The sequence below is a fragment of the Acidovorax sp. SUPP3434 genome (assembly GCF_030159015.1).
GTDB lineage: Bacteria > Pseudomonadota > Gammaproteobacteria > Burkholderiales > Burkholderiaceae_C > Paracidovorax.
Map to the genome: position 1 here is coordinate 13,332 of NZ_BQXL01000017.1, position 11,568 is coordinate 24,899.

At 70.9% G+C, this 11,568-nt stretch carries 10 protein-coding genes; 5 read left to right on the plus strand and 5 right to left on the minus strand.

What is annotated here, in order from left to right; translation table 11 throughout:
• Positions 1-322 precede the first annotated feature (322 nt).
• Entirely contained in the window at positions 323-1,747 is a 1,425-nt protein-coding gene (locus AVKW3434_RS20205; RefSeq protein WP_284407246.1) for a hypothetical protein, read from the plus strand.
• Positions 1,748-1,840: 93 nt separating this feature from the next.
• On the opposite strand, the gene treF is transcribed toward AVKW3434_RS20205, so the two are convergent.
• Positions 1,841-3,547: an alpha,alpha-trehalase TreF gene (gene treF / locus AVKW3434_RS20210; protein ID WP_284407247.1), complete on the minus strand. Its 1,707-nt coding sequence runs from the start codon at positions 3,545-3,547 to the stop codon at positions 1,841-1,843.
• A 164-nt stretch (positions 3,548-3,711) separates the two neighbouring features.
• Positions 3,712-4,332: a TetR/AcrR family transcriptional regulator gene (locus AVKW3434_RS20215; RefSeq protein ID WP_284407248.1), complete on the minus strand. Its 621-nt coding sequence runs from the start codon at positions 4,330-4,332 to the stop codon at positions 3,712-3,714.
• Positions 4,333-4,491: 159 nt separating this feature from the next.
• On the opposite strand from AVKW3434_RS20215, the gene AVKW3434_RS20220 reads away from it, so the two are divergent.
• The 3 genes from AVKW3434_RS20220 to AVKW3434_RS20230 are packed head-to-tail and all read left to right on the plus strand — an operon-like array spanning position 4,492 to position 6,634.
• Complete coding sequence (locus AVKW3434_RS20220; protein ID WP_284407249.1) at positions 4,492-5,160, plus strand: DUF3313 domain-containing protein; 669 nt, start codon at positions 4,492-4,494, stop codon at positions 5,158-5,160.
• A gap of 8 nt (positions 5,161-5,168) precedes the next feature.
• Positions 5,169-5,681, plus strand: coding sequence for a hypothetical protein (locus tag AVKW3434_RS20225; protein ID WP_284407250.1), 513 nt, complete (start codon positions 5,169-5,171; stop codon positions 5,679-5,681).
• Entirely contained in the window at positions 5,681-6,634 is a 954-nt protein-coding gene (locus AVKW3434_RS20230; protein ID WP_284407251.1) for a DUF2145 domain-containing protein, read from the plus strand. Before AVKW3434_RS20225 ends, AVKW3434_RS20230 begins: the two co-directional genes overlap by 1 nt.
• Positions 6,635-6,662: 28 nt before the next feature.
• Here AVKW3434_RS20230 and AVKW3434_RS20235 read toward each other — a convergent pair whose 3' ends face one another.
• The 3 genes from AVKW3434_RS20235 to AVKW3434_RS20245 form a co-directional block, all read right to left on the minus strand.
• The gene (locus AVKW3434_RS20235) at positions 6,663-7,109 is read right to left on the minus strand and encodes a CBS domain-containing protein (RefSeq protein WP_272568313.1); all 447 of its coding nucleotides are present in this window, start codon (positions 7,107-7,109) and stop codon (positions 6,663-6,665) included.
• Between the two features lie 162 nt (positions 7,110-7,271).
• Positions 7,272-7,919: a DUF937 domain-containing protein gene (locus tag AVKW3434_RS20240; RefSeq protein ID WP_284407252.1), complete on the minus strand. Its 648-nt coding sequence runs from the start codon at positions 7,917-7,919 to the stop codon at positions 7,272-7,274.
• Between the two features lie 131 nt (positions 7,920-8,050).
• Complete coding sequence (locus AVKW3434_RS20245) at positions 8,051-9,700, minus strand: methyl-accepting chemotaxis protein (protein WP_284407253.1); 1,650 nt, start codon at positions 9,698-9,700, stop codon at positions 8,051-8,053.
• Between the two features lie 573 nt (positions 9,701-10,273).
• Here AVKW3434_RS20245 and AVKW3434_RS20250 point away from each other — a divergent pair.
• Positions 10,274-11,557, plus strand: coding sequence for an efflux RND transporter periplasmic adaptor subunit (locus AVKW3434_RS20250; RefSeq protein ID WP_284407254.1), 1,284 nt, complete (start codon positions 10,274-10,276; stop codon positions 11,555-11,557).
• The last annotated feature ends 11 nt before the right edge of the window (positions 11,558-11,568 follow it).

Consider the following 11,568-nt stretch of genomic DNA (forward strand, 5'->3'; position numbering starts at 1 on the left):
ATAGCCTGTGAGCGAAAGCTGGCGTGCCCGGATTGACCTGAGGCGACGATCTTCCGAAAAATAGGCACCGCACGGCTTTTGCAAGACAGGCAAAAGACGCGTGGCTTCGGCGCACCCGGCTGCAGCGGGGGAGCGTCGCCCAGCAGAAGAATTCGTTCGTCCACCCAAAGAGAGGGGGTTCCCGATGCGCAAGCCGTTCAACCACCAACGATGGGAATGGAATGGGTCCGGATAAGCGGCGACCGCCACCGTTCGCCCCATCCGGCGTCGGCCCGATCCGCGTGGCCGCCGCTGCCATTCCAGCATTTCTCATCGCTCCATCATGACCCAAGACATTCAATCGTCCGTTCGGCGCTCGGCCGCCACCCAGGACACCGAGGCCTACTACCAGCAACTCCTGGGCAGGATTGCCGAGAATCCCGGCGTCCTGATTCCGGCCGATGCCGACACGCAGGCGTTGATGCCCTTCAACGGCTACTACCCGCTCGCCAATGCCGTGGGGGCATTTTTCGCTGTGGACACCAACATGGTGGTCCACCCGCAGGCCGCCGCACCGTTTTTCGACCTGACGCTGATCGTCTCGCTGGACGGCAAGACGGCCACCCGCTATGCGTTCACCGGCACCTTCGACGGCACCACCCTCAGCCAGACCTGGGAGACGGGCGGGCTGTCCATCCAGCTGACATTCACCCGGCCGCAGGGCGGCTTCGGCCCGGTCGCCTCCTGTTCGGGCACCATCGCCCTGCCCGGGCAAGCGGCGGTGCCGGTGGTGGGCAGCACCTACAACAACCCCATCCCGGCCTCCCTGTTCGCAGGGGACTACTTCGATGAGGACAGTGGCAGCAAGGTGGCGCACATCGGGGCAGACAACCAGCTGCAGTACGACGGAGGCACCAACACTGGCACGCTGGCCCCGGTGACGACGTACCTGTACAACCTGAACATGTACTTCTTCACCTTCATGCAAGGCAGCGCCAAGGTCAACCTCATCATGGGCACGGCGGCCGAGCAAGGTTTCGCCTGCAACAACATGATCTCGGGGACCGGTGGCTCGCTGGTGTCCCGGTCCCTGGTCACCATTCCCAAGGCCCAGAAGCCAGCGCTGGAGCTGTACGACCTCAGCAGTTGCCAGCTGGCCGATTTCAGCGGCTACTACACCATCCAGGGCACGGCGGCCCAGCCCCTGCAGCCAACGGCCTTCGTGTCCATCCAGTCCCAGTACGCCACGGTGCTGCCCGACACCGGGTGGGACCTGAATTTCGTGATGATCAGCGTGTCGCTGGACGGCGTGACCTCGCAGGGGTATTACTTCAACCCCTTCACCATGTCCTTCAAAGGGGGCACGCTGAGCATGCCGGACCAGGGCATCACACTGGAGCTGACGCGGGGCTACAGCGCGGGCAACGGAGCGCTGGCGTCGCTGAGCGGAACGATCGGCGGCCAGGCCATCACCGGCTCGACGCTGTTCAACCCGGTGCCGCTGTCCGCCTTCCAGGGCGCGCCCATGACGAACAGCCAGTCCGACACGCTCACGGTCAACAACGACAATGAGGTCCACTACAACGGCACCGACATGGACAGCATCATCTACGTGCCGCTGATGTACATCCTGGCCTACCCCGCCAGCAATCCGACGGTGGTGATGTCCTTCGGCACGGACGGCACCCACGGCAATGCCTGCATCGTGACCACCCAGGCCAACACCGCCGACCGGAAAACCACCTCGGTCTGGGGGATTCCTTCGTAACCGGCCCACCGGCCCGCCGCGCGCCCGGACCAGCAGCGGGCAGCGCTCGCCGCTCTGGCCGCGCGCGCTGGCGCCCCACGGGCCCCCGTGGGGCTATTTTTCGGACTGCGGCCCGGCGCCGGTCTCTGCCCGAGCCGCATCGGGCAGCCAGCCCCGCACCACCCCGTTCGTCCAGCCGAACCCGTCCTGCAGCGGGTATTCGCCACCATCGCCGCCGGTGGAAGGGCTGTCGCCGGATTCGCACAGCGAGTATTTCTCGACCAGCTTGCCCTCGTGGTCGTACACGTCCTGCACGGTTTTGACCCAGCGCGTGCGGATGTCGTCCGACAGCTGGCGGCAGCTTTCGTCGGCCGCGCCGTAGGCGGCGAAGCCTTCCACCGCCATCCACTGCAGCGGCGCCCAGCCGTTGGGGCGGTCCCACTGCTCGCCGCTGGCGGTCTCCGAGGTGGACAGGCCGCCCCGCACCAGCAGGCGCCGGCGCACGGTGGCGGCCAGCGCATGGGCCTGCTCGGGCGTGGCCGTGCCGGTGAAGAGCGGCGCCACGGTGGCGGCATTGAGCGAGGGGCGCGGCGTGCCGGCCTGCCAGTCGTGGTCGAGGAAGGCGCCGGCCTCGGCGTTCCACAGCACGCGGGACATGGCCTCGGCACGCTGGCGGGCCCGGTGGTCGAACGCGTCGGCCGTGGCCGTGTCGCCCACGCTGCGGCTCAGGCGGGCGATGGTGGTCTCGGCCTTGTGCAGCAGCGCGTTCAGGTCCACCGGCAGGATGCGCGTGGTGCCGATGGTGGACAGGGTCTGCGTGCGGCAGGTGCCGCAGGCGCCATCGTCCAGCCAGCGCGCGCTGAAGTCCCAGCCCGACTCGGCGGCGGCGCGCAGATCGCGGTACACCTCGTTCGCGGGGCGCTGGCATTGGGCGGCGGTCTCCACGTCCTCGCGCCACGATTCCTCGCGCGGCGTGTCGCGGTCGTCCCAGTAGCGGTTGAGCACGGCGCCGTCCGGCAGCGCCACCACGCGGCGGTGGGCGCTGCCCGGGGCCAGGGTGTCCGCGCCCTCCATCCAGAAGTCGTATTCGCGCCGCATCTGCGGCAGGTACTGCGCGGCGCCGTGCCCCGCGCACGATTCGCACAGTTCGGCCATCAACGAGAACACCGGCGGCTGCGAGCGGCTCAGGTAGTAGGTGCGGGTGCCGTTGGGCACGTGGCCGTAGGTGTCGATGAGGTAGGCGAAGTTGTCCGTCATCGTGTGCAGCAGGTGCCGCCGGCCGCTGCGCACCAGGCCCAGCATGGTGAAGTACGAATCCCAGTAATACATCTCCACGAACCGGCCGCCCGGCACCACGTAGGCGTGCGGCAGCGCCAGCAGCGAGCCGCGCGGAGGGTGGTGGGCCGGGTGGCGGGTGAGCTCGTCCCACAGCGCATCGATGTGCGCCGCCATGGTCAGCCCGGGTTCGACCGTGGGGCCGTCGCAGGCGCGGGTCTGGGGCTTGAAATGCCGGTGCACGAAGGCATGCAGGTCGAAGCCCGGCGCCTGGCACTGCGCGCGGTAGGCCGCGAGGATGGTCTCGGGCGGCTGGCGCGGGGCGCAGTCCACGAAGGTCTTGGAGTCTTCGAAGATGCGCTGGCGCTGCACTTCGATGAAAAGCTCTTCATAGCGGTCCGCAGGCGTGTGGGTGTCGGCCGGCGGCGCCAGCGCGGCCGCGGCGCGCCGCGAGGCGCTGTGCGCACGGTGGGTGGGCGAATCGCCGCCCGGCAAGGACGGCGGCGGGGCGGCGGGAGATTCGGTGCGGGACGGCAAGGCAGACATTCGGGTTCCAGACGAAGGGACCAAAGAGAAGGGTCGGCGGGGGATGGCCCTATTGAACGACGGCTGAGCCGACCGCGCCGGCCCGCGGCCCCGGCAAATGCGCAGGACAAGACGCCGAACCGGCGTCGGCGCCGCAGGGCATGCCGGCGCGCTTCTGGCCCCGCCTAGCGCCCGGGGGCGGTGCCCCTCAGGAAGAAGTCCACGGCCCGCACCACCCGCGCGTGGATGTCGGCGACGGAGACGGCCGGTGGGTCCTGCTGGTACAGGCGCGGCCCGGTTTCCGCGGTGAGCAGCGCCATGAACTGCATCGCCATGACCTGGGGATCGCCCTCGCACACCTCGCCGTGCGCCATGGCGGCGCCCATGAAACGGGTGAGCGCGTCGATGCACTGGCGCGGGCCGGCGCCGTCGAACAGTTCGCCGATGTTGGAGCGGCCCGCGTCCGCCAGCACCATGCGATACACCGAGAGCGCGCGGCGGTCGTTCAGCATCACCTGCAGCGCCTCGTCCCCGAACCGGGTCAGCGTGGGCCGCATCGGCGGGCGCGTTTCCAGCGCTGCCAGCAGATGGGAGGTGGCGTCGGCCAGGTGGGAGGTCGCCAGCGACTGCACCACGGCGACGAACAGCGGCTCCTTGGACGGGAAATAGCCGTAGAGGGTGGCCTTGGAGCCCCCGAGCCGCTTGGCCAGCTCGTTCATCGACGCCGCCTCGTACCCCACCTCTTCGAACAATTTGGCCGCCGCTTCCACGATGGCATCCCGCCGCGCCTGGGTCCTGACCCGCATTCGCATCTCCAAAAGTGAACTAAATTGTACTCTTTACTTGACAGGGCTCCCTCGGGCAAATCATACTATACCGTACATGCATGTTCAGTTATAGCCCCATCCCCTGGCCCCTCGGCCCGGGGCTGGACCCCCTTCGTCCCTTTCTTTTGGAGAAGCTCCATGCATGCCACCCCTTTTCCGCGCCCCGCGGTGCTCCTGCCCCTGCTGTGCGTTGCTGCCCTGGCCGGCTGCGCCAGCACCCAGCCCATCGCCTACACCGGGCTGCAGTCCGCGCCCCAGTTGCGGCCCAACCTGGACGACGACACCGGCCGCATTCCCTACCGCGTGGCATCGCACCGGGACTGGAGCCAGTACACCAAGGTGATCCTCGACCCCGTCGTGATCTACGGCGGGCCCGACCACCAGTTCGAGGACGTGCCCGAGGCCCAGCGGCGCCAGCTGGCTGGCGACATGCGCCGGCAGTTCACGGCGCGGCTGGCCACGCGCTTTCAGATCGTGGCCCAGCCCGCCCCCGCCACGCTGCGCCTGCGCGTGACCCTCACGGGCGCCAAGCTCACCACGCGGGGCCTGAGCACTTTCACGCGCTTCGACATCGGCGGCGGGCCCTACAACCTGGTGCAGGGCATCCGCGGCAAGGAAGGCACCTTCACCGGCTCGGTCAGCTATGCCGTGGAGATCTTCGATGCGGTGTCGAACCAGCTGCTCGACGCCTTCGTCACCAAGCAATACCCGAACGCGCTGAACATCGGCGCGACCTTCGGCACCCTGGATGCGGCGCAGGCCGGCATCGAAAAGGGCGCGCAGGAACTCACCGCCCAGTTCCAGTGACCGCCGCCATGATCCCCACCCACCCCGCCCCCCTGCCCGCCGCGGCCCCGAGGATTGCCATGCCCCTGATTGCCTTCGTTCGCGCCGCGTGCGTGTCTTCGCTGCTCGCCGCCGCCGCCCTGCCCGGCCATGCGGAACTGTTCACCTCCATGGCCTCCAGTGCGGGGTCGGCGGCCTCGAGCGCCTCGGACTCGATCGGCCATTCGAGCGGCGGCGGGGGCCGCGACCGGCGCCTGGCCGAGGGCGAGTACCGCGTGATCGACGTGGTGCAGGTGCCCGGCCGGCCCGACGCCACGGGCCTCAGGCTGCGCGCGACCGAGACCGGCGCCGCGCGCGAGTTCGTGCTGAACCTGCCGCGCCAGGCGCAGGGTGCGCGGCCGCTCGCCGCCGGCGACCTGGTGCAGGCGCGCGAGCGGCCCTACGGCTTCGAGTTCGCACGCGGCGACACCCACGAAGCCTTCTTCCTGGTGCTCAACGACGACTGGTACGAGGAGATGGACTCCCGGCCGCTCGCCCTGTGATGCGGCGCGCCACCTTGCCATCCGGCGTGCGGCCCCGGCGCGCGCTGGCGCGCTGGACCGGGATCGCCGCCATCGGCCTCGCCGCGCTGGGGGCGGAGGTTCCGGCCCGCGCCGGCACCTGGGGCCTGTGCGATGCCGCCGCGCCGCTGAGCGCCACCGACCAGGACCGCATCCTGCGCTTTGCCGCGGTGGTCAAGCAGGTGCTCGACGCCTCGGGCCAGCGCGTGGCGCTGATCTCGCGCTCGGGCCTGGACCTGGGCCGCTTCGGGGTGCGCTACTCGCACGCCGGCCTGGCCCTGCGGCCGCAGCCGGACCGCCCGTGGGCGGTGCGCCAGCTGTACTACACCTGCGAGGAGTCGCGGCCCCGGCTGTTCGACCAGGGCATTCCGGGGTTCCTGATGGGCCGGGACGATCCGTCGCGGGGCTACGTTGCCATCGTGCTGCTGCCCGCGCTGCCCGCCGACGCGCTGGAGCGCACGGCCCAGGATAAGCGCGCCGCGCTGGCCTTGCTGGCGGCCGACTACAGCGCCAATGCCTACCCGTTCAGCACGCGCTACCAGAACTGCAACCAGTGGGTGGCGGAGATGATGGCCAGCGCCTGGGCGCCGGCCGGCGACGCGCCACCGACGCGCGAGCGCGCGCAGGCGTGGCTGCGCTCGGAGGGCTACCGGCCCGAGCCGATCGGGCTGGGATCGCACGGGGTGGTGTTCGCCGCGCATTTCGCGCCGCTGGTGCATGTGGACGACCACCCGCGGGACGACCTCTACGCGCTGCGCATGCGGGTGAGCCTGCCGGCCTCGCTGGAGGCCTTCGTACACGATAGCATGCCGGCCGCCGAGCGCATCGAGCTGTGCCACGACCGCCGCCAGATCGTGGTGCGCCGCGGCTGGCAGGCGCTGGGCCCGGGGTGCGAGGCCGGGCCGCAGGACGAGGTGATCGCCCTGGATCCCTAGAGGGCGGTTTGCGCGGCGCGCGGCAGCCTCAATTGCGCTGCCCGCCGGTGATGTACTGCTCCATCTGCTCGATGATGAACTGCTGCTCGGACATGATGTTCTTGACCAGGTCGCCGATGGAGATCAGGCCGACGAGCCGGTTGGCGTCGTCCACCACCGGCAGGTGGCGCAGCCGGTTGTCGGTCATGAGCTGCATGCACTGCTCGCTGCTCTGGTGCGGCCGCACGAAGCGCACGGCCCGGGTCATCACGTCGCTCACCTGGGTGGCGCCGGAGGTGCGGCCCAGCAGGGCCACCTTGCGGGCGTAGTCGCGCTCGGTCACGATGCCGGCGATCTGCTCGCCCTCCATCACCAGCAGCGCGCCGATGCCCTTGTCGGCCATGAGCCGCAGCGCATCGAGCATCGAATCGGAGGGCCCGATGGTGTGGACCTGGGCATGGGGCTTGGACTTGAGGATGTCGGCGACTGCGGTCATGGGGCCTCCCGGAGTGAAGTGGCATGGATGGCCGCAGTTTCCGCCCAACGGCGGGGTGCGCGCAACAGGGGTTTGCGAAGCCGCCCGGGGCGGCGATGCAGTTGGTTGCAAACCCGCGCGCCGCCGATCGCCGGGCGCTCGGACCGCGCTTGCGCTCTCAGCTCAGCGTCGCCCGCCGAACAGGCCGCCGCCGAGCTTGACCAGGTCCGACAGGCCGACCTGGCCGTCGCCGTCCTGATCGAGCAGGCTGCCCAGCGCGCCTCCACCCAGGCCGCCCAGGCCGCCCGGCTGCTGGGCGCGGTCGCGCTCGTGGCCGAGGGTGCGACCCAGGCTGCCGGCATCCAGCCCGCCGGCCTGCACCCGCTGCGCGAGGAACGACATCACGATGGGCGCGAGCAGCTGGAGCAGTTGCCCCGCGTTGGCGCCCAGGCCCGTCGCCTGGCCCAGCCCAGCCTCGGCCTGCGGGCGCTGGCTGCCGAACACGTGGCCCAGGATGTCGGCGCCCTGCCCGCAGGCAGCACCGCTGCCGCCCCCGAGCAGCGACCCCAGGAGCCCGCCCAGGTCCAGCCCGCCCGCGCCGCCGACGGCGGCCGGCTGGTGGTCGCGCTGCAGGGCACCCAGCAGGGCCTCGGCGCCCTGTGGCTGCGCGGCGTTGCGGCCCAGCGCGCCCAGCAGCAGGGGCAGTGCGGTCGCCACCGCGGAACGGGTCTGCGTGGCGTCGGTGCCCAGCTGGCTGGACAGCTGCTGGAGCGGGGCCCCTTGCAACTGGGCCATCAGTTCATCGGCCAGGGAGGGGGTGGACGGGTTCATGGGCGGCTCCTTCATCAACATTCGGTGCGGGTGGCAACGCGTGGGCGTTGCCGTGGGCGTAGCGGCCGGACATCGGCCCCGGGCCCCATGCTATCCGGCCGGGCGCGCGCCCATCGCCGCCGCCTTCGTCTTCAAGCCCCCCGCGCGGCGATCAGCGATGGGCCGGGGCGCGCCGCCTTGCGCAGGGCCACGGCATCGGACGCCACGGCGCCGCGCGGGCCGCCGTGCACGCGGAACACCTGCACCGCGTCCGACACGGTCTGCGCCTGGGACTGCAACTCCAGCGCCAGGGCGGCGTTCTCCTCCACCAGCGCCGCGTTCTGCTGGGTGATGCCGTCCAGGTGGGAGACCGCGCTGTTCACCTGCGAGATGCCGGCCTGCTGCTCGTCGGCCGCGCTGTGGATCTGGCCGATGAGGGCACCCACGCGGCGCACCAGGTCCAGCGACTCCTGCATGGTCTTTTGCGCGCTCTCGGTGCGCTGGCGGCCCTCGCCCACCTTCTCGGCCGACTGGTCGATGAGCTGGCGGATCTCGCGCGCGGCGGTCAGCGTGCGCTGCGAGAGGCTGCGCACCTCGCCGGCCACCACCGCGAAGCCCCGGCCCTGCTCGCCCGCCCGCGCCGCCTCCACCGCCGCGTTCAGCGCGAGGATGTTGGTCTGGAAGGCGATGGAGTCGATGAGCTGCGTGATCTCGCCGATGCGGCCCGAGGCGGCCTGGATCTGCTGCATGGTGGCGGCCACGCCGTCCACCGCGCCGCTGGTTCGCTCGGCCACGCCCATGGCCTGCCGCGCCAGGTCGGCCGCCTGGCGGGCCGATTCGGCCGTCTGCTGCACGGTGCCGGTGATCTCCTCCATCGAGGCGGCCGTCTCCTGCAGGTTGCTGGCCTGCGTCTCGGTGCGGCCGGACAGCTCCTGGTTGCCCTGGGCGATGGCGCTGCTGGACACGCGCATCTTCTCGGTCTCCTGCAGCGCATCGCGCACGATGGACTGCAGGTTCACGTTGAGCTGGCTCAGCGCCTTCTGCAGGTCGCCCACGCCGTCGGAGCGGGTCACGCGCATGCGCTCGGTCAGGTCGCCGGCCGCCATGCGGTTGGCGGCGCGCACCATGTCCGACAGCGGCAGCACGGCCACGCGGCGCACCTGGGCGAAGGCGGCCATCGCCACGCCGGCCACGGCAGCCCAGGCGGCGGCCGAGAACAGGCCCTGCGCTTCATCCACGAGCCCCGCCAGGAAGGCGGCCGCCAGCACGGCCAGGAACGCCATGGCCACCTGGCCGCCCACGCCGATGCGGGTCCACTCCGCGATGCGGCCCAGCGCAGTCAGGCGTGCCAGCCGGCCCGCGCGCAGCACGTGCACCGGGCGGCCGGCCTCGGCCTCGGCGCGCATGCGGGCATAGAGCGCGTCGGCGGCCTGCACCTGCTCGCGGGTGGCCTCGGTGCGCACCGACAGGTAGCCCACGGGACGGTCGCCCTCCATCAGCGGGGTGACGTTGGCCATCACCCAGTAGAAATCGCCGTTCTTGCGCCGGTTCTTCACCGCGGCCGACCAGGGCCGGCCCTGGCCGATGGTGTCCCACATGTCGCGGAACGCCTCCTCGGGCATGTCGGGGTGGCGGATCAGGTTGTGGGGCTGGCCCAGCAGGGCCTCGCGCTCGTAGCCGCTCACCTCGATGAACATCGGGTTGCAGTACAGGATGCGCCCTTTCAGGTCGGTGGTGGACACCAGGGTTTCGCCGGAAGGAAACGGGTATTCCTGCGTGCTGACCGGAAGATTTCTTCGCATGGGAAGCCTTTCTGGGGAAGAAGCTTTTGTCTCGTACGGACGGTGCGGCACGGCGCCGCGGGCCCCTGCGGGGATGCAGTGCGGCCGATGGTAGGTGGCGCATCCCGGCTTGTGGAAACCTTTCGGCCGGGGCTTGATCTGGGTCAAGAGCCCGGGGGCGCTGCGAACGCGGACCGTCGTTTCCCGACCACCCATTTGCTATCAATTAAATAGCTACCAAGACAATGAAAACGCCGGCATGCGGGCGATTTGGCTCTCAAAACCCCGTTCCGCCCCGCAGAAACCCTTCGGATCGACGGCCCGGCCGGCCGGCGGCCCGCCAGCGTGGCCACACACTCCCGGGGCCAGCGCCCGAGGGGCCCGCCACCGCCTGCGAGGGGGGCGCGCGGCCCGCAGGCGGCATGAAGGTTGCAAGGTCCGGACACGAGGCCCGCCGGAGGGCTTTCCAGCCTGCTACAGCTTCACACGATCTTTTCAATTGACCGTCAGAATGCTCGCCACAACGAAAGCCGTGCCCTGTCCATGAATTGCCCACGCCCCGCCACACGCTCGCTGCCCTCCACGCCCGCTGCCATGGCCCCACGGCCCTCCTCCTCGACTTCTCCCCGTACGACCGCTGCCCCAGGTGCCCTGCGCCGGGCCGGCGCTGCCGTGCTGGCGGCCGCCTTCGTGGTGGCCGGGTGTTCGGACAAGGCCGCCAAGCAGCCCGCGCCGCGCGCCCCGGTGGAAGCCGGCGTGGTCACGATCCAGCCCGAGCGGCAGTCGATCACCACCGAGCTGCCCGGGCGCACCAGCGCCTTCCTGGTCGCCGAGATCCGGCCGCAGGTGGGCGGCATCGTGCAAAAGCGGCTCTTCACCGAAGGGGCGGATGTGAAGGCCGGCCAGGTGCTGTACCAGCTGGATGCCTCGCCCTTCGAGGTGGCGCTGGCGAGCGCCGAGGCGTCGCTGGGCAAGGCCCAGGCCACCGTGGGCACGGCCGAAACCAACGCGCGTCGCAATGCCGAACTGGTCAAGATCGATGCGATCAGCCGGCAGGTGTATGACGACAGCCAGGCGGTGCTGGTGCAGGCCCGCTCGGACCTGGCCGTGAACCGCGCGGCGGTCGAGAACGCCCGCATCAACCTGGGCTACACCCGCATCAAGGCGCCCATCTCGGGCCGCACCACCACCTCGGCGGTGACGCCGGGCGCGCTGGTCACCGCCAACCAGACCACGGCGCTCACCACCATCTCGCAGATCGACCCGCTCTACGTGGACGTGACCCAGTCCAGCACCGACGTGCTGCGCCTGAAGACCGACCTGGCCAAGGGCCGCTTCCAACGCGCGGGCGAAGGCCAGGCGCGCGTGGCGCTCAAGCTGGAGGACGGCAGCACCTACGCCCAGGCCGGCCGGCTGCAGTTCAGCGGCGTGACGGTGAACCCCGCCACCGGCGCGGTCACCCTGCGCGCGGTGTTCCCCAACCCGGACGGCCTGCTGATGCCGGGCATGTACGTGCGCGCGGTGCTGGAGACGGGCGTGAACGAGCAGGCCCTGCTCGTGCCCCAGCAGGGCGTGACGCGCGACACCGCCGGCAACGCCAGCGTGCTGCTGGTCAATGCCGAGAACAAGGTCGAGCGCCGCAAGATCCAGGTCGAGGCCGCCGTGGGCAACCGCTGGCAGGCCGTGGGGGGCCTTGCCGCCGGCGACCGCGTGGTGGTGGACGGGCTGCAGCGCGTGAAGGTGGGCGACACGATCAAGCCGGTGGAGGTGGCGGCCAGGGCGGCGGCAGCCCCGGCAGGCGGCGCCTCCTCGGCGGCACCGGCCGCATCGGCTGCGGCACCCGCGGCGTCCGGCGCTGCGGCCCCGGCCGCCCGCTGAAGGACCGCCCG

What these genes read in the sequence shown, in the direction of transcription:
- AVKW3434_RS20245 (WP_284407253.1), bottom strand. Translation starts at nt 9,700, where the DNA reads ATGCGAAGAAATCTTCCGGTCAGCACGCAGGAATACCCGTTTCCTTCC.
- AVKW3434_RS20205 (WP_284407246.1), top strand. Translation starts at nt 323, where the DNA reads ATGACCCAAGACATTCAATCGTCCGTTCGGCGCTCGGCCGCCACCCAG.
- AVKW3434_RS20220 (WP_284407249.1), top strand. Translation starts at nt 4,492, where the DNA reads ATGCATGCCACCCCTTTTCCGCGCCCCGCGGTGCTCCTGCCCCTGCTG.
- AVKW3434_RS20240 (WP_284407252.1), bottom strand. Translation starts at nt 7,919, where the DNA reads ATGAACCCGTCCACCCCCTCCCTGGCCGATGAACTGATGGCCCAGTTG.
- AVKW3434_RS20250 (WP_284407254.1), top strand. Translation starts at nt 10,274, where the DNA reads ATGGCCCCACGGCCCTCCTCCTCGACTTCTCCCCGTACGACCGCTGCC.
- treF (WP_284407247.1), bottom strand. Translation starts at nt 3,547, where the DNA reads ATGTCTGCCTTGCCGTCCCGCACCGAATCTCCCGCCGCCCCGCCGCCG.
- AVKW3434_RS20215 (WP_284407248.1), bottom strand. Translation starts at nt 4,332, where the DNA reads ATGCGGGTCAGGACCCAGGCGCGGCGGGATGCCATCGTGGAAGCGGCG.
- AVKW3434_RS20225 (WP_284407250.1), top strand. Translation starts at nt 5,169, where the DNA reads ATGATCCCCACCCACCCCGCCCCCCTGCCCGCCGCGGCCCCGAGGATT.
- AVKW3434_RS20230 (WP_284407251.1), top strand. Translation starts at nt 5,681, where the DNA reads ATGCGGCGCGCCACCTTGCCATCCGGCGTGCGGCCCCGGCGCGCGCTG.
- AVKW3434_RS20235 (WP_272568313.1), bottom strand. Translation starts at nt 7,109, where the DNA reads ATGACCGCAGTCGCCGACATCCTCAAGTCCAAGCCCCATGCCCAGGTC.